Genomic DNA, 23,383 nt, shown 5'->3' with positions numbered 1-23,383 from the left:
GCAGTCAATTAAGTCTTTCTGCCGCGCCTGCTCTGGCGCGGCCTCTGAATCCACCCCCAATTTTTCATGTCAACTGGTCCGGGCATTCGTCTGGCCTATCGGATAGATTAAGTTAATTGAATTATAAAAATAGATAGCCTTTGTTATGCTTCTTCCCATGGGTCGGCACCGATCCAGCAAAACAAAGCCAGAGGAAGCCATGACGATGATCGCCCGCCGCGCCACGCAACTTACCGCGAGTTATCGCGAAGCACGCAGCGTCGTGGTCGACGTGCTGGCCAGTTTCGCCGGCACGTGCTGAACAAACCCCGCAAGAACGCAATTCCCCGAATACTTCAGGAGCACTCGATGACCAATCGCACCCTTACCACCGCAGCAGGCGCGCCAGTCGGCGACAACCAGAACTCCGTGACCGCCGGCCCGCGCGGCCCGATTGCGCTGCAGGATTTCTGGCTGATCGAAAAGCTCGCGCACTTCGACCGCGAAGTGATTCCGGAGCGCCGCGTGCATGCCAAGGGATCGGGCGCGTTCGGCACGTTGACCGTCACGCACGACATCTCGCGCTTCACGAAAGCCAAGGTGTTCGCGGAAGTCGGCAAGCAGACGCCGATGTTCATGCGCTTCTCGACGGTTGCCGGCGAGCGCGGCGCAGCCGACGCCGAGCGCGATGTGCGCGGATTCTCGATCAAGTTCTACACGGAAGAAGGCAACTGGGACGTAGTCGGCAACAACACGCCGGTGTTTTTCATCCGTGATCCGCTGAAGTTTCCCGACTTCATCCACACGCAAAAGCGCGATCCGTACACCAACATGCGCAGCAACGTGGCGGCGTGGGACTTCTGGTCGCGGCATCCGGAGTCGTTGCATCAGGTCACCATCCTGATGAGCGACCGTGGAATTCCGAAAAGCTACAGGCAGATGCATGGTTTCGGGTCGCACACGTATTCGTTCATCAACGCGAACAACGAACGGTTCTATGTGAAGTTCCACTTCAAGTCGCAGCAGCCGCTCGAGAATTTCACCGACGCCGAAGCGTCGGCCGTAGTGGGCAGTGATCGTGAAAGCGCGCAACGCGATCTGGTGGACAACATCGATCGCGGCAATTTCCCGAAGTGGAATTTCCGCATCCAGGTGATGACGGAGGCAGAAGCGGCGACGTATCGCATGAATCCTTTCGATATCACCAAGGTATGGCCACACAAGGATTTCCCGCTGATCGACGTGGGCACGCTCGAGTTGAATCGCAACGCCGGCAACTATTTCGCGGACGTGGAGCAAGCCGCTTTCACGCCGGCGAACGTGGTGCCGGGCATCGGCTTCTCGCCGGACCGCTTGCTGCAAGGCCGTTTGTTCTCGTATGGCGATGCGCACCGGTATCGTCTGGGCATCAATCACCATCAGATTCCGGTGAATGCGCCGAAGGCTGCCGTGCAGAACTCGTTTCATCGCGATGGCGGCATGCGTGTCGATGGCAACAGCGGCGGCCGCGTGAACTACGAGCCGAATCGCTTCGGCGACTTCTCGCAGGACGCGAGCGTGAATGAGCCGGCATTGGCCGCGGGTGCGGTGGAGCGCTACGACCATCGTGAAGACACGGACTACTACAGCCAGCCGGGCGACCTGTTCCGCCTCTTCGACGACGCGCAAAAGCAGCGCTTCTTCGGCAACATCGCGCGGCATATCCATGGCGTGCCGAACGAGATCGTCAAGGTTCAGATAGAGCACTTCCGGCGCGCCGACCCCGCGTATGCGGCGGGTGTGGTGAAAGCGCTGGCGGCATTGGGCCAGGCAGTCGAGACCGCCGACGCAGAGCTTGAAGCAGCAATGAAGTAAGCAGACCGGGGCGCTTGAGAAAAAGCGTCCCATCGATTGAAAACGCAGGACTCAAGGAGAAACGGCGATGACACAAGCGATCATGAATATCGAGCGGGCGGTAAGCGGCTTTGAGGCCAAAAGCCTGAACGCGTCGCGCGGCGTGCGGCTCGCGATCGGTTTTGGCATCGTCGCGGCGAGTTACGCGGCGGTGGTTATCGAAGGATTGCGTGGTGCGGGGCTGGTCTGACGGACTTGTGCGATCCCATCGATGCGCGTCGTATCGACGCGCCCGATAACCCTCCGGACCCGCGCTGCACGGCGGGTCCGGCTGCGTTTCTAAGATAAACTCACGAACGCCCGGCGGAACCCGATCCACGATCTGGATCAGTCATTCGCCCGCATTGTTCGTATCACTCTCACGGAGTCACCATGGCGAAGAAAATCGCATCACCGGCTGTGAATATCGGTATCAGCGACAAAGACCGCAAGAAGATTGCCGATGGCTTGTCGCATCTCCTGGCCGATACCTACACGCTGTATCTGAAGACACACAATTTTCACTGGAACGTCACGGGGCCGATGTTCAACACGCTCCACCTGATGTTCGAAGGTCAATACACTGAATTGGCGCTGGCGGTGGATGCCATCGCCGAACGTATCCGCGCGCTGGGCGTGTATGCGCCGGGCAGCTATCGCGAGTTCGCGAAGCTCTCGTCCATTCCGGAAGCGGATGGCATTCCGGCCGCCGCGGAGATGATCCGTCAACTGGTGGAAGGGCAGGAAGCCGTGGTGCGCACCGCGCGCGCAATCTTCCCGCTAACCGATAACGCCAACGACGAACCGACGGCCGATCTGTTGACGCAGCGCATGCAGATTCACGAAAAGACGGCGTGGATGTTGCGCGCGATGTTGGCGGAGTAAGAAGCCGGCTGAGTATCAGTTAGATTGAGTCAGATTGCGATAAAGGCCCCGCGCTCGTCCGAACGCGGGGCCTTATGCTGTGCGCGCCGCTCTAAACCGCGCTGCCTTAAAATACCGTCACTGTCATTCGGTGCAACCTGCCATGCTCGCTCGCCTTCCGCTTTATCTCCGCCTCGTCCGCATGGATAAACCCATCGGCAGCCTGCTTTTGCTGTGGCCGACGCTCAATGCGTTATGGATTGCATCGGATGGGCACCCATCGCCCATGCTTCTGCTGATCTTCGTGCTCGGCACGCTGCTCATGCGCTCGGCGGGTTGCGCGATAAACGACTACGCCGATCGCGATTTCGACAAACACGTGAAGCGCACCGAAAACCGGCCGATCACGTCCGGCAAGATTGCCGCGTGGGAAGCGGTGGCGCTGGCGGCGGTTTTATCGGCGATTGCGTTCTTGCTGATCCTGCCGCTCAACACGCTGACAAAAGAGCTCTCGGTGTTCGCGCTTTTTGTCGCGGGAAGTTATCCGTTCACCAAGCGGTTCTTCGCCATTCCGCAGGCGTATCTGGGCATTGCATTCGGATTCGGCATTCCTATGGCGTTCGCCGCCATTCAGGATCACGTGCCGCCGCTCGCGTGGATCATGCTGGCCGCGAACGTCTTCTGGTCGGTCGCCTACGACACCGAATACGCGATGGTCGATCGCGACGACGACATCAAGATCGGCATCAGGACGTCGGCCCTGACGTTCGGCCGCTTCGATGTCCTCGCGATCATGCTTTGTTATGGCGTGACGCTTGGGATCTACGCGTGGATTGGCATGACGCTGGCGTTCGGCTGGTTGTACTGGATCGGCTGGGCGGCGGCGGTGGCGTGCGCGATCTATCACTACACGCTGATCAGGAACCGCGAGCGCATGTCGTGCTTCGCCGCGTTCAAACATAACAACTGGCTGGGCGGCGTCTTGTTCGCGGGCATTGCGGCGCATTACGCGTTTTTTCGCTAGGCCAGTGATCAGTTGGCGGCTTGAACACTGCTGCGGGCTTTGACCCGCAGCGGCGTTTTCTCAGGCCTTGCCCAGTTCCTCGCCCATCTCTTTTGCCCGCGCATCCGCGGCCAGTGCGCCGCGTACGATTGCATCCTTCACGCCCTGTGCTTCGAAGGAAGCCAGCGCCGCAGCCGTCGTTCCGCCCTTCGATGTGACCCGTTCCCGCAACACACTCGCCGGCTCTCCCGATTGCGCAGCCAGTTGCGCCGCGCCGGTGAACGTCGCCACGGCGAGCGCGCGCCCTTGTTCTTCATCCATGCCGAGCTGACGCGCGGCTTCCTGCATTGCTTCGATGAAATAGAACACGTACGCCGGACCGCTGCCCGAAATGGCGGTGACGGCGTCGATCTTCGCTTCGTCGTCGAACCAGACGGTGTCGCCTACCGCTTCCAGCACCTTCGACGCCAGCGCCTTCGCTGAATCGTCCACGCCGGGCAACGCGGCCAGACCCGTCACGCCCATGCCGATCAACGCGGGCGTGTTTGGCATCGTGCGCACGATTTGCGTGTAGCCGCCAAGCCAGCGCGACAGGTCGGCCGCGCGAATGCCGGCCGCAATGCTGATCACCAGTTGCTTCGACAACACCGGCTGCAGCGCCGCTGCCACGTCCTTCAAGACCTGCGGTTTGACGGCAAGCAGAATGGCGTCGTATTCGCTCAGCTTCGAGTCGATCGATGCGCCTGTCGCCGCGCCGAATTCCTTCTCGACGCGTCCACGCGCTTCCTCGCCCGGATCGACGACATAAAGATCCGCCGCCGCCACGCCACGCTTGATCAAGCCGCCGATAAGCGCCGACGCCATGTTGCCGCCACCAATAAACGCAATTTTCATAGTGAGTTCAGATCGAAAGTCAGTTGGAGTAATCGCGTGCGCCGAAGATTGCCGTGCCGATGCGAACCATCGTCGCGCCTTCCAGGATCGCGGCTTCGATATCCGCCGACATGCCCATGGAAAGCGTATCCAGTTCAAGGCCATCCGCGCGCAAGGTGTCCATGAGTTCGCGCAGACGCTTGTGCGGTGCGCGTTGTTCGTCGAGTGTGGCGGCTGGTTCGGGAATCGACATCAAGCCGCGCAGCTTGAGATTGGGCAAGGCTGTGATCGCGTGCGCAATCGCCAGCGCTTCTTCAGGTGTCACGCCGCTTTTCGATTCCTCGCCGCTGACATTCACTTGCAGGCAGACGTTGAGCGGCGCCATGCCGTCCGTGCGTTGAGCCGATAGCCGCTCGGCAATCTTCAGCCGGTCGACGGAATGCACCCAGTCGAAATTCTCGGCGACGACCTTGGTCTTGTTCGACTGCAATGGTCCAATGAAATGCCACTGGATCTGGCTGCGCAAGTCGGCAAGTTCGGCGATCTTCGCGACCGATTCCTGCACGTAGTTCTCGCCGAACGCGCGTTGTCCCGCGTCGAATGCGGCGCGGACATCGCCGGCAGGGAAAGTCTTCGATACCGCCAGCAACGCGACCGATGCCGGTTCGCGCGACGCTTCGGCCGCCGCTTTCGCGATGCGTTGACGGACTTCGTCGAGATGAAGGGCTATGTGAGAGGACATGGAAACGGACGCCGCAAGAAAAGCAGAGCTCCGATTATACGGACGTGAGGCGGCTGCACGCCTCGCGCCGGCTGCCGTCAGCCATACAGCAGATGTTCCACGAGCTGGATCCAGTGCACGACAGGTGTCGATGTGCCGCTTTGCAAATGCGCGATACACCCCACATTCGCGGACACGATCATCTGCGGTTCCAGCTTCTCGAGCTTGTCGATTTTCTGATCGCGCAACGTGTACGAGAGTTTCGGCTGCAGCACCGAGTAGGTCCCAGCCGAGCCGCAGCACAAGTGGTTATCGGCGGGAAGGTGAACTTCCATGCCGAGCGCCGTCAGCAGGTTTTCAACGCGGCCTCGGATCTGCTGGCCGTGCTGCAGCGTGCACGGCGGGTGAAACGCGACGGTATGGACGGCGCGCCGCCTCACCATCGCGGTCAGCTCTTCTTCGTACTGCGGCAGGATTTCAGCGAGATCGCGCGTCATGTCCACGATCCGCGCGGCCCTCTCCGCGTAAGCCGGATCGTTGCGCAGCAAATGCCCGTACTCCTTGACCGTCGCGCCGCAACCGGATGCGTTCATCACGATCGCCTCCACGCCGCTTTCAACATAAGGCCACCACGCGTCGATGTTGTTGCGGATATCGTCGAGGGCGTCGTCGTTGTAGCCCAGATGCAGGCGGATCGCGCCACAACAGCCCGCGTCCGGCGCGGTCAGCATCTGGATGCCCAGTGCATCGAAGACGCGCGCCGTTGCCGTGTTCACGTTGGGCATCATTGCCGGCTGGACGCAACCGGCGAGCATCAGCATCTTGCGTTCGTGGATGTTGGTCGGCGCTGCGAGCGGCCGTTGCGCCACGGGAATCTTGGCGCGCAAGGTCTTTGGCAGGAGCGGCCGGAACTGCTGGCCGAGCTTCATCGCGGGCGTGAACAGCTTGCTGTTCGGCAGGAAGTTTGCGAGCAACTTGCGCTGCACGCGCTGGCCGATCGGCCGCTCGACCTTCTCCTCCACGATCTTCCTGCCGATTTCCACCAGCCTTCCATATTGCACACCTGAGGGGCACGTGGTTTCGCAATTGCGGCACGTGAGGCAACGGTCCAGGTGCAGTTGCGTGCTGCGCGTGACAGGCGCGCCTTCCATCATCTGCTTCATCAGATAGATGCGGCCGCGCGGACCATCGAGTTCATCGCCGAGAATCTGGTAGGTCGGGCACGTCGCCGTGCAGAATCCGCAATGCACGCACTTGCGCAGGATGGCTTCGGCTTCGTCGCCGTCGGCCGTGTTGCGCATGAAATCGGCGAGGTTGGTTTGCATTGCGTGGGTCGGTCAGCTTAAAAGTCAGGGTAGAGACGGCCGCGATTGAAGATGCGCGCGGGATCGAACGCAGATTTCAGGCCACGATGGATTTTCATCATCGGCGCGGGCAGGGGGGTGAAGACGCCGGCATTGCGGTCGTACGATGAACCCGAGCGGAAGATGGTCGCGTGTCCGCCGGCCTGCTTCGCGCTGATGCGCACGGTCTGCGCGTCGGCGTCGGTGATCCACCAGCGTTGCGCGCCGCCCCATTCCATCAGGTGCGGACCCGGGAGATGCATGGGCTCGGCAATCGATGGCAACGACAACCGCCACAACGCCGATTTCGGCGGCAGCACGGCAAAAAACGGATCGGACTGTTCGCGCAGGCCGCACCAGAAACGATCGGCTTCTACTGCGTCGACCACTTCGCCCCCGAGCGCCGTGCGCGCCGATTTCACAGCGGCTTCCGCGCCGCCGAGCCGCAACGCGAGCGTGTGGTCGCGCCACGCGCTGCCGGTGATCGGCAACGGATGGCCGCCCCATTCGTTGAGCTTGCGCACGGCATCGGTATCGTTCATCTCGAACTTGAGCGTGATTTCGGCGACCGGTTTCGGCAACACTTTCACCGATACCTGCAGAATCATCCCGAGCGTTCCAAGCGATCCGGCGAGCAGGCGCGAGACGTCGTAACCCGCAACGTTCTTCACCACCTGGCCGCCGAAATGCAGCACGTGGCCCTGGCCGTTCATCACCACGGCGCCCAATACGAAATCGCGCGGCGCGCCGGCCGCGGCGCGCCGCGGGCCGGCGAGTCCTGCAGCAATGCAGCCGCCGATGGTTGCATCGTGGCCAAAGTGCGGCGGCTCGAACGGCAGCATCTGGTTGCATTCGTCGAGGCGCGCTTCGATCTCGCGCAGTGGTGTGCCAGCCTTCGCGGTGATCACGAGTTCGGCCGGGTCATGTTCGATGATTCCGCTGTGCGCGCGTGTATCGATGATTTCGCCTTGCAGCGTCTGGCCGTACCAGTCCTTCGTACCGCCGCCGCGAATCCGCAAAGGCGTGTTGCTCGCTGTCGCGGCGCGCACGCGCTCGGACCAGCTCGCGACAATGTCTTCCTCGTTCATGGTGTCCTGCGTGTTGATGCTGGCCGTCTGCTGGCCAAATGGCTAGTTTTTGATGCTCCAGACCAGTGTATCGGCGCGTGCTGGTAAGGCCACTCGTATAAACGTGGATATGTTTCCTGCATCTGAACGGCCGCTGATGCCGAAGCGGCCGTTTAGTTGCCACGTCTGAACACGATGCCTAAAAGCGCGGGATTTCCGGATGCGGGAGCAAACCGCCGCGGATGTGCATCTTTCCGTACTCGGCGCAGCGCGCGCGCGTGGGAATGCCTTTGTCCGGATTGAGCAGGCCGGGGGGATCGAAGGCGCGCTTGATCGCGTGGAAAGTGTCGCGTTCCTCCGGCGAAAACTGCACGCACATGGAATTGATCTTTTCGATCCCCACGCCATGCTCGCCCGTCACCGTCCCGCCGAGTTCCACGCAGGCTTCCAGGATGTCCGAGCCGAACGCTTCAGCGCGATGCCATTCGTCGAGATCGTTGCCATTGAAGAGAATGAGCGGATGCATGTTGCCGTCACCCGCATGGAACACGTTCATGCAGCGCAGCGCGTACTTGACTTCCATCTCTTCGATACGCGCAAGCAACGGCCCGATCTGGCGGCGCGGCACGGTGCCGTCCATGCAGTAATAATCCGGCGAGATCCGCCCGGCCGCCGGAAACGCGTTCTTGCGTCCCGACCAGAATTTCAGCCGTTCGGCTTCGGAACGCGAAATCTGGATGCGGTTTGCGCCGAACTCGCGCAACACGGCTGTCATGCGAACGATTTCTTCGGACACTTCGTCTTGCGTGCCATCGGATTCGCACAGCAGGATCGCCTTGGCTTCAAGGTCGTAGCCGGCCTTCACGAATTCCTCGACGGCGCGCGTCGCGGGTTTGTCCATCATTTCGAGGCCGGCCGGAATGATCCCCGCTGCAATGATCGCCGCGACCGCGTTGCCGCCTTTCACCACGTCGTCGAAACTCGCCATGATGACTTGCGCCGTTTGCGGCTTCGGAATCAGCTTGACGGTGATTTCGGTGACGATTGCGAACATGCCTTCGCTGCCAATCAACACCGCAAGCAGATCGAGCCCGGGCGCGTCCAGCCCGAGTGAACCGAATTCGAGAATGTCGCCTTCCATCGATACAGCCCGCACCCGCATCACGTTGTGACACGTCAGGCCGTATTTCAGGCAATGAACGCCGCCGGAATTTTCGCTGACGTTGCCGCCGATCGTGCACGCAATCTGCGATGAAGGATCGGGCGCGTAATAAAGCCCATACTGTGCGGCGGCTTCGGAAATGGCGAGATTGCGCACGCCCGGCTGGACGGTCGCGGTGCGCGCATACGGATCGACTTCCATGATCTTGCGAAAGCGCGCAAGAGACACCACGATGCCATGCCGTATCGGCATTGCGCCGCCAGACAAGCCCGTACCGGCGCCCCGCGGGACGATGGGCACGTCGAGCCGCGCGCAAATCTGCACGACGCGCTGAACCTGCGCCTCGGTTTCCGGCAATGCAACGGCAAGCGGCAAGCGTCTGTAAGCGGCCAGTCCGTCGCATTCGTACGCGGCCGTGTCCTCCTCGCGATACAACAAGCAATGCGTCGGCAGTACAGCCATCAATGCCTGGACCACTTCGCGCTGGCGTTGCGCGAGAATTTCCGGCGAAAGCTCGGCGGGTGCGTTCATGTCTCCTCCCGGCGGTTTGTGCGCTGGAGCATTTCCAACAGCAGATCGCCTGATCTTGCACCTGGGCGTCCCCGCCGTCGATTGGGCTAATTACGGGGACGGAGCGCGTTTTCCCTGAGACGCTGAGTTATCAGGCGTCGTACGTAAAGATCTTGCCTGGATTCATCAGGTTGTTCGGGTCGAGCGCGTGTTTGATCGAGCGCATCACGCTGATTGCGTCTTCGCCATGTTCTTCGATCATGAACTGCATCTTGTGCAGGCCGACGCCATGCTCGCCGGTACACGTTCCGCCCATGCGCAGCGCGCGCTGCACGATCCGGTGATTGATGCGTTCGGCTTCTTCGAGTTCTTCTGGCTTCGCGGGATCGAGCAGCATGGCGACGTGGAAATTACCATCGCCGACGTGGCCAACGATCGGGCAAGGCAGCGTGCTCGCCTTCAGATCCTGTTCCGTCTCCATCACGCATTCGGCCAGGCGCGAGATCGGCACGCATACATCCGTGGTCACTGCGCGGCAACCGGGTTTCAATTGCAGCATCGCGAAATAGGCGTTGTGGCGCGCGTTCCACAGGCGGCTGCGATCTTCCGGGCGCGTCGCCCACTCGAAATCCGTGCCGTGATTTTCGGCAATGATTGCCTGCACCGTTTCCGCTTGCTCCTTCACGCTGCTTTCCGTGCCATGGAATTCAAAGAAGAGCATTGGCGATTCGCGGAAAGTCATGTTCGAGTGGCGGTTGATCGAACGCACGGCGAGCGAATCCAGGAATTCGACGCGGGCGACCGGCACGCCCATCTGAATTGTTTCGATGGTCGCGCGCACGGCGTCGCCCATCGACGGAAATGCGCATACCGCCGCCGATACCGCTTCCGGCTGCGGATAAAGCCGCACGGTGATCTCGACGATCACGCCAAGCGTGCCTTCCGAGCCGACGAACAAGCGCGTCAAGTCATATCCCGCTGATGATTTGCGCGCACGCGTGCCGGTCTTGATGACGCGGCCGTCGGCGAGTACGACGGTCAGGCCGAGCACGTTCTCGCGCATGGTCCCGTAACGCACGGCATTCGTGCCCGAGGCGCGCGTGGCGGACATCCCGCCAATGCTTGCGTCTGCGCCCGGGTCGATCGGGAAGAACAGGCCCGTATCCTTCAATGCTTCGTTCAACTGTTTGCGCGAAATCCCGGGCTGGACCGTGACGGTCAGGTCTTCGGCGTCTATCGACAAGACGCGGTTCAGGCCGGACATGTCGATGGACACGCCACCCTGCACCGCCAGCAAATGACCTTCAAGCGACGAACCATTGCCGTACGGAATCACCGGCACATTGTGTTCGGCGCACAGCTTCACTACCGTCTGGACTTCTTCCGTGCTCGTCACGAACACGACGGCATCGGGCAATTGCGGGTCGAACGGGGATTCGTCGCGTCCGTGGTGCTCGCGCACGGCGGCCGTGGTCGAAATGCGATCACCAAAAGCAGTTTTCAGCGCATCGAGCAGGGTGGCAGGAAAGGTGCGGCGAACGGCGATTGGAGGGACGGGATGATTCACGGCATGTCTCCGGACATCGATGTGACGGACGTTGGGATGCACGAAATCCGGTAATGGCGTGAGGGATTCGTGCGTTTTATGCGTCCATTTTACGCCGATACCCCGAGTCCAGCCGATGCCCGGTCGATGCCTATAATGAGCATGGACGCAGACTTTCGTTCGCGTCGACCTGGGAGACTACATGGGCAATCGCCTGAGCAAGATAGCGACACGCACCGGCGACGACGGCTCGACCGGCCTCGGCGACGGCAGCCGCGTGCAGAAAGACGACGCGCGGATCGCGGCCATTGGAGACGTCGATGAACTGAATTCGCAGATTGGCGTGCTGTTGTGCGAAAAACTCCCCGACGATGTCCGCGCGGCGCTGGTCGCGATCCAGCACGATCTCTTCGACCTCGGCGGCGAGCTATGCATTCCCGGCCATTCGATGATCGAAGAGGCGCATCTTGCGCGTATCGATGATTGGATCAACGAGTACAACGCCAACCTGCCGCCGCTGAAGGAATTCATCCTGCCGGGTGGATCGCGGGCGGCAGCGCTTGCTCACGTTAGCCGGACGGTTTGCCGTCGCGCGGAACGCTCGATCGTCGCGCTTGGCCGTGTCGACAAGATCAACGCCGAGCCGCGAAAATACGTGAACCGGCTTTCTGATTTGCTGTTTGTCCTGTCGCGCGTGCTGAACCGCGTAGATGGCGGGTCGGACGTGTTGTGGAATCACGAACGCAAGCTGTGAAGTAAAAAGGCTGCGAATCCGTCTTCGCAGCCTTTTCATCTTCAGTTGCCGTTACCACGCGCCACACGGCGCTGCTTCACGGCGGCGGCCAGCCCTTCCAGCACGCCCAGACTGTCTTCCCAGCTAATGCATGCATCGGTCACGCTTTGACCATAGACCAGCTCGCAGCCTTCCTTCAGATCCTGGCGTCCTGCAACCACATTCGATTCCACCATCACGCCGACGATCCGCTCGTCGCCACCGGCAATCTGCTTGCCGATATCGGCGCAAACCGGGATCTGGTTCTCGTGCTTCTTCGAGCTATTGGCGTGGCTCGCATCGATCATCAAGCGTGCAGCCAACCCTGCCTTGCCGATGTCGCTGCACGCGGCGTCGACGCTTTGCGCATCGTAGTTCGGCGCCTTGCCGCCGCGCAGGATGATGTGGCAATCCTCGTTGCCGGCCGTCGACACGATCGCCGAATGCCCGCCCTTCGTCACCGACAGGAAATGGTGCGGCTGCGACGCGGCCTTGATCGCATCCACGGCAATCTTCACATTGCCGTCCGTCCCGTTCTTGAAGCCGACCGGGCACGACAATCCCGAAGCCAGTTCACGATGCACCTGAGATTCCGTCGTCCGCGCACCGATCGCGCCCCACGAAATCAGATCCGCGATGTACTGCGGGCTGATCATGTCGAGGTACTCGGTGCCGGCCGGCAACCCTAGTTCGTTGATGTGCAACAGCAGTTCGCGGGCGGTGCGCAGACCGTCATTGATCTTGAAGCTGTTGTCCATGTACGGGTCGTTGATCAGGCCCTTCCAGCCCACCGTGGTACGCGGCTTTTCGAAGTACACCCGCATCACGATTTCCAGCTCGCCCGCGAAACGCTTGCGCTGCTCGACCAGACGGCCGGCGTATTCCATCGCTGCCTTGGTGTCGTGAATCGAGCACGGTCCGATGATCACGATCAGCCGGTCTTCCATGCCGTGCAGGATGCGATGCATCGACTGGCGCGAGTTGTAGATGAGGTTCGAAACCGGCTCGGCGCACGCGAACTCGCGGATCAGGTGAGCAGGGGGCGTCAGTTCTTTCAATTCGCGGATTCGGACATCGTCGGTGTTGTGCGGGGGCATGCTGGTTCTCCAAGAACTCGTTTTGGTGCTGTGTTCAATGTGATGAAAGAAAAAGGCATAAAAAAACCGCCAGACTCGGCTGGCGGTTTTTCGGGAAACTTGGGTTCAGCACAAACGACTCACCCCTCTCGATCCGCCAGCGGCTTGAGATGCCAAAAGAAATAAAAATAAAACTTGGCGGACATGAGGTTTCGGTCTTTGGTAAAAATTGAACGTCTTGCTTTATAACCCCAAACCTGCGCGGGTGGCAAGTTGCAAGGTATCAAAATGCGGATAATCCGCATGCACGATGCTATTTCTGCGTGAGGCGTGTAGATTTCATGCGGTTTTTCCGCATGTCGCGCTTGCTTTCGACAAGCGGCGCGGCATGCGGAAGAGTGGAAGAGTCAGGTCAAACCGTGCCGCCCACCGTCATCTTTTCGATGCGCAACGTCGGCTGGCCCACGCCCACCGGCACGCTCTGGCCTTCCTTGCCGCATACGCCCACGCCGCCGTCGAGCGCCATGTCGTTGCCGATCATGGTCACGTACTTGAGCGATTCCGGGCCGCTGCCGATCAGCGTTGCGCCCTTCACCGGGTACGTCACCTTGCCGTTTTCGATCATGTACGCCTCGGACGCCGAAAACACGAACTTGCCGTTGGTGATGTCGACCTGACCGCCGCCGAAATTCACAGCATACAAGCCGTTTTTCACCGATGCCAGGATTTCGCCCGGATCTTTATCGCCGTTGAGCATGTACGTGTTGGTCATGCGTGGCATGGGCAGCGCCGCGTACGATTCACGTCGTGCATTGCCCGTCACCGGCATTTTCATCAGGCGCGCGTTCAGCGAGTCCTGGATGTAGCCCTTCAGGATGCCGTCCTCGATCAGCGTGGTGCACTGCGTGGGATTGCCTTCGTCGTCGATGTTGAGCGACCCGCGGCGATTCGGCAGCGTGCCGTCATCGACAACCGTGACGCCTTTCGCCGCCACCCGCTCGCCGATCCGGCCAGCAAACGCCGACGAGCCCTTGCGGTTGAAGTCGCCTTCAAGTCCGTGGCCGATGGCTTCGTGCAGCAGCACGCCGGGCCAGCCCGGTCCGAGCACGACGGTCATGGCGCCTGCCGGAGCGGGACGCGCGTCGAGATTGACCAGTGCCGCGTGCACGGCCTGATCAACGTAAGTGGAGAGAATTTCGTCGGTGAAATAAGCGTAGTCGTAGCGACCGCCGCCGCCGCCGCTGCCAATCTCGCGGCGTCCGTCCTTCTCGGCGATCACCGTCACTGAAACGCGCACGAGCGGCCGGATGTCGGCGGCCAGGGCGCCGTCGCTGCGTGCGACCAGCACGACGTCGTACTCGCCCGCCAACCCTGCCATAACCTGAACGATGCGCGGGTCGCGTCCCCGCGCCATTTGCTCGACGCGCTCGAGCAATTTCACCTTGGCGGTGGCATCGAGCGATGAAAGCGGGTCCGACGGCAGATAAAGGTCGCGGCCGAACACGCCGGTCAGCGAACTCGCCGATTTGATCTTGTGTTTGCCGCCGCCTGCTTTCGCGATCGCGCGCGTCGCCATGGCCGCCTGGCGAATAGAATCAGCCGACAGATCGTCCGAATACGCGAACGCCGTCCGGTCGCCCGACACGGCGCGAACGCCCACGCCCTTGTCGATGCTGAAACTGCCCGATTTGACGATGCCTTCCTCCAGGCTCCACGCCTCGCTGCGGGTGGACTGGAAATAGAGATCCGCGTAATCAACGCGGTGCGTGAAGATCTCTGCCAGCGTGCGCGTAATCGTGGATTCGTCTAGGCCGTAAGGCGTCAGAAGAATCTCTTTCGCGGTGGCGAGATTTCGGATGCCGGGTTCGATGATGTTCATTCGGTGCCTGTGGCGAAGTCTGTAGGGATTAAAAGCATTCTAACGTCGGAGCATTTATGCCACACCCTGACCAAATGGAGGGGTACTCCGAAAAAAACAAGCCAACTAAACAAGCTAGCTCCCAAGCTAGCCCAGTACGCGATGACGAAAGGCCGGCAGGCTCTGCCGGACAGACGCGATGCGCGCTTTATCGATATTTCCCGCCGCCACGCCCGGGCCTTCTTCCACCATGGCCACGATCTCGCCCCACGGGTCGATCAGCATGCTGTGGCCCCAGGTGCGGCGCCCGTTCTCGTGTTTGCCGCCCTGCGCTGCGGCGAGCACGTAGCACTGGTTTTCCACCGCACGCGCCTTGAGCAGCGTTTCCCAGTGCGCCTCGCCGGTTGTATACGTGAAGGCGGACGGCACGACCATCAACGCGCAGTCGCCCATCTTTCTATAGAGCTCGGGAAAACGCAGGTCATAGCACACCGACAAACCCACCCGTCCGAACGGCGCTTCGAATGTACGCACTTCGCTGCCCGGGCAGATGGTGCGGGCTTCATCGAAGGATTCCGAGCCTTTTTCGAAGTTGAACAGGTGGATCTTGTCGTAGCGGGCGACCTGCTTGCCGCTGGGATCGAAAACGAGCGTGGTATTGAGCACACGCGACGCCTCCGATGATTCCAGCGGCAACGTCCCACCGATGATCCAGACCCGATGCTCGCGCGCGGCATCGGACAAGAACTGCTGGATCGGGCCCTGGCCGAAGGTTTCGCGGATCGCGAGCTTGTCCGTGTCCTTGAAACCCATGAAGCAGAAGTACTCCGGCAGCAGCACAAGCTTCGCGCCGTCACGCGCGGCTTCGGCGATCAGCCGTCCCGCTTCCGCGATATTCCGGTCGCGATCCGGCACGCTGACCGTTTGCAGCGCGGCGACGCGGAAATTTTCGGGGATGCTTTCGCTCATGTCAGCCTTTTAAAAAGGGCACGATAAATGATCGATTTGCCGTCAACGCAAGCCATTAGCGCGACAAGCGCGCTCAATCCGCCTCTGCGGCAGCAGGAATTTCGATCTTACCCTGATCGCCTTTGACCCGCTGAATGACGGGTTTCGACCACGGGCCGGTAATGGAATAGTCGCGGGTAAAGGCTTTGCCAATCGACTTCGACAACACCAGATCCCCAGCCAGCGTGGCAAGGCCGAGCAGCGGATTGATCACGGCCGCGCCAATGGCCACCGCGCCCGCACTGATCGTCGGGATGACCTTGGCATGCATGTCCTGCGTCTGCTTCGGAAGATCGACGAGACCCGTCAGTTCGACGCGCGCCGGCGGGGTGACCATCTTGAAATCGTCCGTCCGTCCGATGCCATCCTGAACCGTCGCGGTGCCGGTAATCTTCTCGAACGGCAGGCCCTTGCCGACGACATCCTGGAAGTTCAGCGTAAGAAAGTGCGCGAGGCTCTGCAGGCTGAATACGCCGAGCCATTTGACCGCCGCCGCGTTTTTGACTTTCAGGATCTGGCCGTGCTCGAAATCGACGGCGACCTTGCCATTAAGCGTAGGCATGTCGATCGCGGCGGGGCTGCCGTCCCAGCCGAGCTGGCCCGTGACGGAGCCCTTGCCATTCTTCACCGTCTGCGGCAAACCCATGCGCTCGACGAGCGCGCCGGCATCGAGGATATCGAGCTTGAAATCGACGGCCGTGCGGCGCGGGCCGTCATCGTCGGAATCGGTTTCCGGATGCGCTCCGGCGCCCGGAATCGTGCGCCAGTTGGCCGTAGCCGAAAGCCGCGCGTCCGGGTTCTCCAGGTCGAGCTTGTCCAGATGCCAGACCGGCACACCGTCTTCCACGCCGTTGCGCGCGTTGACTTCCAGCCGCCCGAGCGTGCGTTCGCGCACCACGAGCTCGTTCACGATCAAGTCGATGGACGGCATGTTGCTCGGCGGCGGCCTGCGGATCATTTGCCCGACCATGTCGTTCTCCGTCTTGTCCGGGATCACGACCTTGGCGAAGCGCGCCTGCAGGGCGCCCGGACTCTCCTTGGTCGCGCCGGGCAGCCATTCGACATATCCCGACACCTGATTCGACGCGATGTTCGCCTTCCACTTGCGGTCGTCGTCACCATCGCCGCGCGTGGCGCCGATGGCCACGTTTTCCCAGCGCCGGGCGAGCAGCTTGAGCGTGGTGAAGTGCAGGGCAATGCGGTCGGGGACGAACTGCTTCGCGACGGTAGACGGAGTCTTGCCGTCCGCCAGCCGGACAGGCGGCGCGGCGGCGGGGGCTGGCATTGGCCCGAGATCCGAGATGGTCTTGCGCCAGGCATCGGCATCGAGTTCATCCAGGTCGACCGCTGCTGTCACGCCTTCGGCAGGAAGATCCGCCGGCTTGTTCACGCCGATGGCACCGCGCTCCACAACGGGCGCCGCCTTGCCTTCGCGCTTGAGTAGGTAGTGCGCATTGACGGGCCCGAGCGTGAGCTTTGCATCGTGTTCCACCTGCGATCCGGCGACGGGCGCGAAGGTGAACGTGAAGGGCATCGGCGCGCCCTGGGCCTTGTTGAACGGCGCAGGGAAATCGAGGCCGAGGCCTGTCAGATCGGAGTTCGCTTCAACGCGCGGCAACGCGTTTTTTACGCCGCGCACCCGCAGGTCGTAAGGCGCTGTGCCGCTGAGGTGTTTGAGCAGCGCCACCGTCTGCGCCTGATTGCGCAGGTTCAGGCTTTGGGCCGCGTCCGCACCGATACGGCCAGTGACATCGAATGCATAACTGCCGTCGGGTTTCACGCCGCCCGTACCGCGCACGTCGCCGCCGAGGAACTTGCCGGTGATGCCATCGAGCGATGCGGTTTTTTCTCCGAAGCTCGCGCGCCCCCTCAGGTTCGACAGGGGCGGAAACGCCTCGTATTCGAGATCGTTGCCGGCGAACGTGAGCGAGCCCTTGTAACCCACGCGTTGTCGCTGACCGGGCGGCGGCGCGACGCGCGGAATCTGCAATTGCAGCGCGAGCGTGGCATTGCCGGTCGCGTCGATCTTGGTCGCGACATGTTGCGAGAGCGAGCCGAGCGAACTGTCTTCTACATAGCGCAGCATGTCGGTGATCGGACCGTGCGCGTCGGCATCGATGATCAGTTTCGATTCACGATTTCCCAGGTCTTCAATGCGCCCCGTGGTCTTGCGCACGCCTATGCCCAGGTAATGACCGCGCGTGATATCGAAGCCGAGTTTGTTTTCGGCCAGATGAAACGTCCCGTCGATACCATCAAAGGCCGGCCATTGATTCGGCGTGCCGTTTGCCATGGTCTTGGGCGGGTAGGGCGTGGGCTCGAACTTGCCGCCGGTGAACGGCGCGACGATGCGGAACTTGCCGGCATCGGGGAAACGGGAATAGGGAAATTTCGTCAGGTCGCCATGAATCTCGATGGTGCCATTACGCGAAACACCCGCTTGCAACGCGTGGCCAAGATATATGCGCAGCTTCTCGCTGATGCTCGTCGGCAAGAAGTGGGTGAGGCTCGTCACCTTCAGATACTCGGCCGTCGCCTTCAGGTCGAGCGAACCGCGCCCTTCGCCTTCGTTCTTGTAATCGGCCGTGGCGCGGGCTTCGGCGTCGGCGTTCTTCACGTGCAGATTGTCGATATGCGCCGTGATCGCCTTGTGCGGCTTGCCGGGGGCGTTGGCGACGGTCCAGGTCACGCGGCCATCGATCTGATCCATGACGAGGCGCGGGTTGTCGAAGACGCCGGGAAGCGTGATCGCGGTATTTTTTGTATCGATGACCGCGCTGCCGTGGTCCTGGTCTGCGTCGATCCTGCCCCACAGGTTTTCCACGCCTGGAATCCCGGCGCGCGGATGGTTGTTCACCGTCAGGCCCGGCGGCGGTTCCTGCGCCAGCACGCTCACGCCGCGAAGGTCCCCTTTGACCGTATAGCGCGTAGGCGGCTCGGTGCCTTTTTCGCGTTGCGCCTGCGCCTGAGCAGGTGTGGTCGGCGCGGGACGTTCGGTTTCCAGCGTGTAGTTGGCAATCTGTCCGCGCGGATCGAAGCGGATCAGGTCGTTCTGCACCTTCGACGGCAACGGCAGCGCGCGCATGAATTCGCCAAGAATGCCGAGATCCACGAAATCGCCCGACACGCCGAACTTCTGCCCGAGATTCACGGACGCCGCGCGGTATCTGCCGGTAAGCGTGTGCATGGCAAGCAACCGGGACACGGGCGTGCCGTCGGACATCGGTTTCTGGCCGAGCTCGGCTTGCAGATTGGCGAGATGCAGCGTGTATTCGTTGTCCTGGAAGCCGAGATCCCAATTGAATTTCGCTATGGGCATGTCGAGGCGCGGATGCGTCGGGCGCACGCGCAGCGCGATGTCCGAACCCGTCAGGTCGCCGCCCGCCGTCTTCAGTTTCCCGTCTGCAAAGTCGAGCCAGATGCGGTTATCGAAGCGGCCGCTGTAGGTCGCGAACGGCATCTTCACGTAGTGCGCGAGCGTGGGTAGATCGACCGGTCCCGTCGATAAATACGCGTCTCCCGTCCAGTTCTCCGGACGGCCCGCCGTGCTGAACCGCGTATGGGTGAAATCCGCGCGGAAATCGAGCGGACCATGCAGCACGTCGCCATCCGGCGGCGCCTGAAGCGCGAGGCGGTGGCGGTTGCCATCGGTGAGTATCGCGAGCTTGATGCGCTTGAGCGCAAGTTCCGGCGCGCCGCGCTGCGCGTCATGCCAGCGCAGCGTGCCGTCGCGCAGCACGATGGCTTGCTGGCTCAACAGCCAGGTCATGAACGTATTGTTGCCGGTGCGTTTGGCCGGGATCGGCACGCCGGCCACGCTGAACGTGCCGTCCTTGTTACGCGCAATGATGACGTCGGGTCCATCGACGGTCAGGTTCGAGAGCACCGGGATGGGCCCGAGCAGCGAACGCCACGCGACCGTCGCGCTCGCGTGCGGGACAGCGACGCCGGGTGAACCGTCGGCGGCGTCGATGCGCAGGTTGTCTATATCGAAGGAAGGCTGCAGGCCGGACCATTTCGCGGTGATCCGTCCAAGGCGCAATTGCGCATGAATTTTCGCCGATACCATCTGCTCGATGCGCGGCCTGAACGCATCGATCTGAGGCAGCACGGCGTAACGCAAGACCAGGTAGATACCGGCGACCGCGAAATACACCACGGCGACCAGCACCAGAAGGACTTTGAGCGCCCGCGTCAAAACGCGCTCGACTCGACCGCCAAGCTTCATTGGTACAGCTTCTGGCAGGTCGGCAAATTCCTTTTGGTCGGACATGCGGCGGCGGATCGGCGATATGGTAGGTTTTCGAGATTTGACGTTGAAATGTAACACAGCGCGCAGTTCAAAAAACTGCGGAGAGACGCTACGATGCGCCCGCTGAGCCGCGCCGGATGGACCTTTCCCGTCTTCTGCGCACTTTGTTACAAAAGCCCCGGCAACGAGCCGGACATGTTTGCAGAGCAATGACCGAGCCCGACTTTCCATGACCGAAGCATCCTTGCTGAGTTCCAGCGCCTCCAACTACGCGGCGCGCCTCTACGCCGCGCGTCCCGAACTGCCGGCGCACATCGCGCAATGGTCGAAGGCGCCGGTCCGGCGCGCGTGGATCGAGGAGCGTCTGGACGCGTTGTGCGACCTGTGTGCAGGCGGTGCCCGGTTCGATGAAGCCCGGCTCAAGACCGCGTTGCGCAGGCTTCGTGGAGAGGTTTTCTGCACGGTGATGGAACGCGATCTGGCTGGTCTCGCCGACGTCGCGGAAGTCACCGGCGCCATGACCGACCTCGCGGAGCTGACCATTCGGCGGGCGTTGGCGGTTTTGTCGGCGGATCTGGAGACCACCTTCGGCGAGCCGCGCGGACAGGACGGACAGCGCCTGACGTTGGGCGTTGTCGGCATGGGAAAACTTGGCGGACGCGAGTTGAACGTGTCATCGGATATCGACCTGATCTTCGTTTATGAGGACGATGGCGAGACGACGGGCGGGGAACGCGCGGCTTTATCGACGCAGGAATATTTCACGCGGCTCGGGCGCAAGCTGATCGGCGCGCTGGCTGAAGTGACGGAAGATGGCTATGTGTTTCGTGTCGATATGCGCCTGCGTCCGAACGGCGATGCCGGTCCGCTGGCCTGCGGACTCGGCATGCTCGAAGAGTATTTTTACGTGCAGGGCCGCGAATGGGAGCGCTATGCATGGATTAAGGGGCGGCTGGTTTCCGAGGGCGAAAGCGAAGCGGCGCAACGGCTCGCCAGGCAACTCGAGGCGCTGTCCACGCCATTCATATACAGGCGGTATCTGGACTACGGCGTGATCAGCGCGATCCGGTCGCTGCATGTCCAGATTCGCCAGGAAGCACAGCGCCGTGCGTCCATGCGCCCCGATAAGGCCGACGACATCAAGCTCGGCCGCGGCGGAATCCGGGAGATCGAATTCAGCGCGCAAGTCTTCCAGTTGATCCGGGGCGGCCAGCTTGCCGATCTGCGGATTCGTCCGACTTTGTCCGTGCTGGAGAAAGCCGTGGCGTACGGACTGATCGCGCCCGCCGTCTGCGCCGAGCTCACCGAGGCATACCTCTTCCTGCGTAAGCTCGAACACCGCTTGCAATATAGAAACGATGCACAGACGCACGCCATGCCGGTCTCGCCGGAGGACCGCGCGGTGCTTGCCGAAACAATGGGCTTCGCCAGTTACGAAGCGCTCAAGGACGCGCTGGAAGCGCATCGGGCGCGCGTCGAATATCAATTCGACCAGACTTTCGCCGACAAGGTGAACGGCGACGGCGGTTGCGGCGTGGCGGAGGATTCGGCGGCTTCGTGGGTCTGGAGCAGCGCGCTCGCCGACGACAGCGCTGAGGAACAACTGCGCGAACGCGTGACGGAACTTGGATTTACCGATGCCCCCGCCGTGCTCGCGCGCTTGCGCAGCGTGTGGACATCGACACGATACGAAGGCCTGCCCGAGCGCAGCCGCGAACGCTTCGACATCATTGCGCAGCGCGCGCTCGAAGCCGCGCAGCGAGCGCAGCCGCCCGAGCGGCGCGGCGACACCATCGCGCGGTTGTTCGATTTGCTCGAAGCGGTCAGCCGGCGCGGCGCGTATCTCGCGCTCCTGACCGAATATCCGGCCGCGCTGGAGCGGGTGCTGGCGGTGCTGGGTGCATCGCGCTGGGCCGCGGGATATTTGATCCGCCATCCGCAACTCCTGGATGAATTGCTTGACGACGAAGTCATTTCCAGCCCGTTCGACTGGCAGGAATTCCGCACGACCTTGCGCGCGCAAATGGCCGCCGCCGATGGCGCCGAACAGCAAATGGACCTGCTGCGCCACGCGCACCAGGCTGAAGTGTTCCGCATTCTGCTGATTGATCTGAGCGGCAAGATCACGGTCGAGCACGTGAGCGACCTGCTGTCGGCGCTGGCCGATGCCGTGCTCGATGTCACCATCGAAACGGTCTGGGCGCAGTTTCCGAAGCGGCATCGAGAGGTGCCGCGCTTTTCCGTGATCGCATACGGGAAACTCGGCGGCAAGGAGCTGGGTTATGCGTCGGACCTGGATTTGATCTTCCTCCACGACGACCCCGACGATTCCGCCAGCGATATCTACGCCATGTTCGCTCGCCGCCTCGTGACGTGGCTCACCACGGCGACCGGCGCCGGCACCTTGTTCGACGTTGATCTGCGCCTGCGTCCAAACGGCGAATCTGGTCTGCTGGTGACAAGCGTGGAGTCGTTCCGGCGCTATCAGATTCGTGAAGGCGATGCCGCGAATACGGCGTGGGTCTGGGAACATCAGGCTTTGTCGCGCGCACGTTATTGCGCCGGCGATGCCGAAATTGGCGCGCGCTTCGAAGAGATTCGCGCCCACGTCCTGACCATGCCGCGCGACGCCAACGCCCTCGCTCAGGAGATCGTCGCGATGCGCGAGCGCGTGTACGCCGGCCATCCGAACAAAAGCAAGCTCTTCGACCTGAAGCATGATCGCGGCGGGATGGTGGATATCGAGTTCATCGTGCAGTTCTGGGTGCTGCTGCACTCACGCGAGGACGGCGAGTTCGTGCGCAATCTCGGCAATATCTCCCTGCTGGGACATGCCGCGCGCTTTGGCGTGATGAGTGACGAAGAAGCGGAAACGGTGGCGGCGGCTTATCGACGGTACAGGAAGTTGCAGCACACGCTGCGGCTCGATGGCATGGAAAAGGCGCGGGTCGAGCCAGACGTGGTCGCAGCCGAGAGGGAGGCAGTGAGCGGGCTTTGGGCGAGGGTGTTTGGGTAGTACGAGTAGCGGCGTTTACTTGACCAGGCGAATCGGGCTCGCTTTGTACTCAGCTACCGTTTCGTCATTGGTCAGCAAGGTGATGCCCTCGACCGTTGCTTGCGCAATCAGCAGCCGATCGAACAGATCTTTGTGGTGGTCGGGCAAGTTGGCGACTGCCGCAGTGTGCGCGCGGCTGATCACCAATTCGATGTAGCCATTGTCCAGCAGCGACCGGCGAAACAGATGCGGATCGACTTAGAAGTCGGGTCTTCCCAGCCCGTTCTTGATTGCCACTTCCCAGACGCTGGCCGCACTGAAGAGTATTTCGTTTTCCTCATCCTCAATAAGCTCCTTGGCCTTAGCTAACTTAGGTTAGTCTGCCACGAGCGCAAATCGTTGAGTTTTAATGCTACGCGTTGATTCACGCCGCCAGCATTTCCTTCGCGTGCTTGCGAGTGGTGGCGGTAATCTCCAGGCCG

General features: G+C 61.7%; 17 protein-coding genes. 6 read left to right on the top strand and 11 right to left on the bottom strand.

The genetic code is table 11. From position 1 onward, the window contains the following. Positions 1 to 348: 348 nt before the first annotated feature. From ACFFAR_RS02860 to ubiA, 4 genes are all read left to right on the top strand, one after another. Complete coding sequence (locus ACFFAR_RS02860) at positions 349 to 1,833, top strand: catalase (protein WP_375507493.1); 1,485 nt, start codon at positions 349 to 351, stop codon at positions 1,831 to 1,833. A gap of 67 nt (positions 1,834 to 1,900) precedes the next feature. Beyond that, entirely contained in the window at positions 1,901 to 2,062 is a 162-nt protein-coding gene (locus ACFFAR_RS02855; protein ID WP_155524150.1) for a hypothetical protein, read from the top strand. Positions 2,063 to 2,244: 182 nt separating this feature from the next. Beyond that, positions 2,245 to 2,736, top strand: coding sequence for a Dps family protein (locus tag ACFFAR_RS02850; RefSeq protein WP_062169161.1), 492 nt, complete (start codon positions 2,245 to 2,247; stop codon positions 2,734 to 2,736). Positions 2,737 to 2,878: 142 nt separating this feature from the next. Next, entirely contained in the window at positions 2,879 to 3,739 is an 861-nt protein-coding gene (ubiA, locus tag ACFFAR_RS02845) for a 4-hydroxybenzoate octaprenyltransferase (protein ID WP_174363023.1), read from the top strand. Between the two features lie 60 nt (positions 3,740 to 3,799). Here ubiA and proC read toward each other — a convergent pair whose 3' ends face one another. From proC to ACFFAR_RS02815, 6 genes are all read right to left on the bottom strand, one after another. After that, positions 3,800 to 4,612 carry a pyrroline-5-carboxylate reductase gene (gene proC, locus ACFFAR_RS02840; protein WP_062169165.1) on the bottom strand — a complete coding sequence of 271 codons (813 nt, stop codon included), beginning with the start codon at positions 4,610 to 4,612 and terminating at the stop codon, positions 3,800 to 3,802. A 19-nt stretch (positions 4,613 to 4,631) separates the two neighbouring features. Further along, positions 4,632 to 5,333, bottom strand: a complete 702-nt coding sequence (locus tag ACFFAR_RS02835; protein ID WP_174363024.1) for a YggS family pyridoxal phosphate-dependent enzyme — start codon at positions 5,331 to 5,333, stop codon at positions 4,632 to 4,634. A gap of 77 nt (positions 5,334 to 5,410) precedes the next feature. Next, positions 5,411 to 6,637 (bottom strand): glycolate oxidase subunit GlcF, encoded by a 1,227-nt coding sequence (gene glcF / locus ACFFAR_RS02830; RefSeq protein ID WP_174363025.1) that lies wholly within the window; start codon positions 6,635 to 6,637, stop codon positions 5,411 to 5,413. 17 nt (positions 6,638 to 6,654) lie between these two features. Continuing rightward, complete coding sequence (gene glcE, locus ACFFAR_RS02825; RefSeq protein WP_061998476.1) at positions 6,655 to 7,743, bottom strand: glycolate oxidase subunit GlcE; 1,089 nt, start codon at positions 7,741 to 7,743, stop codon at positions 6,655 to 6,657. Between the two features lie 178 nt (positions 7,744 to 7,921). Next, the gene (locus tag ACFFAR_RS02820; protein WP_061998477.1) at positions 7,922 to 9,415 is read right to left on the bottom strand and encodes an FAD-linked oxidase C-terminal domain-containing protein; all 1,494 of its coding nucleotides are present in this window, start codon (positions 9,413 to 9,415) and stop codon (positions 7,922 to 7,924) included. Between the two features lie 130 nt (positions 9,416 to 9,545). Beyond that, positions 9,546 to 10,961, bottom strand: a complete 1,416-nt coding sequence (locus ACFFAR_RS02815; RefSeq protein WP_062000684.1) for an FAD-binding oxidoreductase — start codon at positions 10,959 to 10,961, stop codon at positions 9,546 to 9,548. A 181-nt stretch (positions 10,962 to 11,142) separates the two neighbouring features. Between ACFFAR_RS02815 and ACFFAR_RS02810 the strand changes: the two genes are divergently transcribed. Beyond that, a complete protein-coding gene (locus ACFFAR_RS02810; RefSeq protein WP_061998478.1) occupies positions 11,143 to 11,694 on the top strand; it encodes a cob(I)yrinic acid a,c-diamide adenosyltransferase in 552 nt (183 codons plus the stop codon). Positions 11,695 to 11,735: 41 nt separating this feature from the next. Here ACFFAR_RS02810 and aroG read toward each other — a convergent pair whose 3' ends face one another. The 4 genes from aroG to ACFFAR_RS02790 all read right to left on the bottom strand — a co-directional run bounded on the left by aroG (position 11,736) and on the right by ACFFAR_RS02790 (position 19,927). Further along, on the bottom strand, positions 11,736 to 12,809 hold the full coding sequence (aroG, locus tag ACFFAR_RS02805) for a 3-deoxy-7-phosphoheptulonate synthase AroG (protein WP_174364303.1): 1,074 nt from the start codon (positions 12,807 to 12,809) through the stop codon (positions 11,736 to 11,738). Between the two features lie 391 nt (positions 12,810 to 13,200). After that, positions 13,201 to 14,667 carry a metalloprotease TldD gene (gene tldD / locus ACFFAR_RS02800; protein ID WP_174364302.1) on the bottom strand — a complete coding sequence of 489 codons (1,467 nt, stop codon included), beginning with the start codon at positions 14,665 to 14,667 and terminating at the stop codon, positions 13,201 to 13,203. A 126-nt stretch (positions 14,668 to 14,793) separates the two neighbouring features. Beyond that, a complete protein-coding gene (locus ACFFAR_RS02795) occupies positions 14,794 to 15,615 on the bottom strand; it encodes a carbon-nitrogen hydrolase family protein (RefSeq protein ID WP_174364301.1) in 822 nt (273 codons plus the stop codon). A gap of 73 nt (positions 15,616 to 15,688) precedes the next feature. Next, a complete protein-coding gene (locus ACFFAR_RS02790; RefSeq protein ID WP_375507492.1) occupies positions 15,689 to 19,927 on the bottom strand; it encodes a YhdP family protein in 4,239 nt (1,412 codons plus the stop codon). A gap of 178 nt (positions 19,928 to 20,105) precedes the next feature. Here ACFFAR_RS02790 and glnE point away from each other — a divergent pair, with 178 nt between their 5' ends. Beyond that, positions 20,106 to 22,922 (top strand): bifunctional [glutamate--ammonia ligase]-adenylyl-L-tyrosine phosphorylase/[glutamate--ammonia-ligase] adenylyltransferase, encoded by a 2,817-nt coding sequence (gene glnE / locus ACFFAR_RS02785; protein WP_375507491.1) that lies wholly within the window; start codon positions 20,106 to 20,108, stop codon positions 22,920 to 22,922. Positions 22,923 to 22,937: 15 nt separating this feature from the next. Here glnE and ACFFAR_RS02780 read toward each other — a convergent pair whose 3' ends face one another. Further along, positions 22,938 to 23,129 carry a PIN domain-containing protein gene (locus ACFFAR_RS02780; RefSeq protein ID WP_375507494.1) on the bottom strand — a complete coding sequence of 64 codons (192 nt, stop codon included), beginning with the start codon at positions 23,127 to 23,129 and terminating at the stop codon, positions 22,938 to 22,940. Between the last annotated feature and the right edge of the window lie 254 nt (positions 23,130 to 23,383).

The sequence above is a fragment of the uncultured Caballeronia sp. genome, assembly GCF_964243625.1.
Taxonomy (GTDB): domain Bacteria; phylum Pseudomonadota; class Gammaproteobacteria; order Burkholderiales; family Burkholderiaceae; genus Caballeronia.
This window is presented reverse-complemented; position numbering and strand designations above follow the sequence as displayed.

Excerpts from the sequence above, each read along its gene's own strand:
- ACFFAR_RS02860 (WP_375507493.1), top strand. The coding sequence starts at position 349 with ATGACCAATCGCACCCTTACCACCGCAGCAGGCGCGCCAGTCGGCGAC.
- ACFFAR_RS02855 (WP_155524150.1), top strand. The coding sequence starts at position 1,901 with ATGACACAAGCGATCATGAATATCGAGCGGGCGGTAAGCGGCTTTGAG.
- ACFFAR_RS02850 (WP_062169161.1), top strand. The coding sequence starts at position 2,245 with ATGGCGAAGAAAATCGCATCACCGGCTGTGAATATCGGTATCAGCGAC.
- ubiA (WP_174363023.1), top strand. The coding sequence starts at position 2,879 with ATGCTCGCTCGCCTTCCGCTTTATCTCCGCCTCGTCCGCATGGATAAA.
- proC (WP_062169165.1), bottom strand. The coding sequence starts at position 4,612 with ATGAAAATTGCGTTTATTGGTGGCGGCAACATGGCGTCGGCGCTTATC.
- ACFFAR_RS02835 (WP_174363024.1), bottom strand. The coding sequence starts at position 5,333 with ATGTCCTCTCACATAGCCCTTCATCTCGACGAAGTCCGTCAACGCATC.
- glcF (WP_174363025.1), bottom strand. The coding sequence starts at position 6,637 with ATGCAAACCAACCTCGCCGATTTCATGCGCAACACGGCCGACGGCGAC.
- glcE (WP_061998476.1), bottom strand. The coding sequence starts at position 7,743 with ATGAACGAGGAAGACATTGTCGCGAGCTGGTCCGAGCGCGTGCGCGCC.
- ACFFAR_RS02820 (WP_061998477.1), bottom strand. The coding sequence starts at position 9,415 with ATGAACGCACCCGCCGAGCTTTCGCCGGAAATTCTCGCGCAACGCCAG.
- ACFFAR_RS02810 (WP_061998478.1), top strand. The coding sequence starts at position 11,143 with ATGGGCAATCGCCTGAGCAAGATAGCGACACGCACCGGCGACGACGGC.
- aroG (WP_174364303.1), bottom strand. The coding sequence starts at position 12,809 with ATGCCCCCGCACAACACCGACGATGTCCGAATCCGCGAATTGAAAGAA.
- tldD (WP_174364302.1), bottom strand. The coding sequence starts at position 14,667 with ATGAACATCATCGAACCCGGCATCCGAAATCTCGCCACCGCGAAAGAG.
- ACFFAR_RS02795 (WP_174364301.1), bottom strand. The coding sequence starts at position 15,615 with ATGAGCGAAAGCATCCCCGAAAATTTCCGCGTCGCCGCGCTGCAAACG.
- ACFFAR_RS02790 (WP_375507492.1), bottom strand. The coding sequence starts at position 19,927 with ATGTCCGACCAAAAGGAATTTGCCGACCTGCCAGAAGCTGTACCAATG.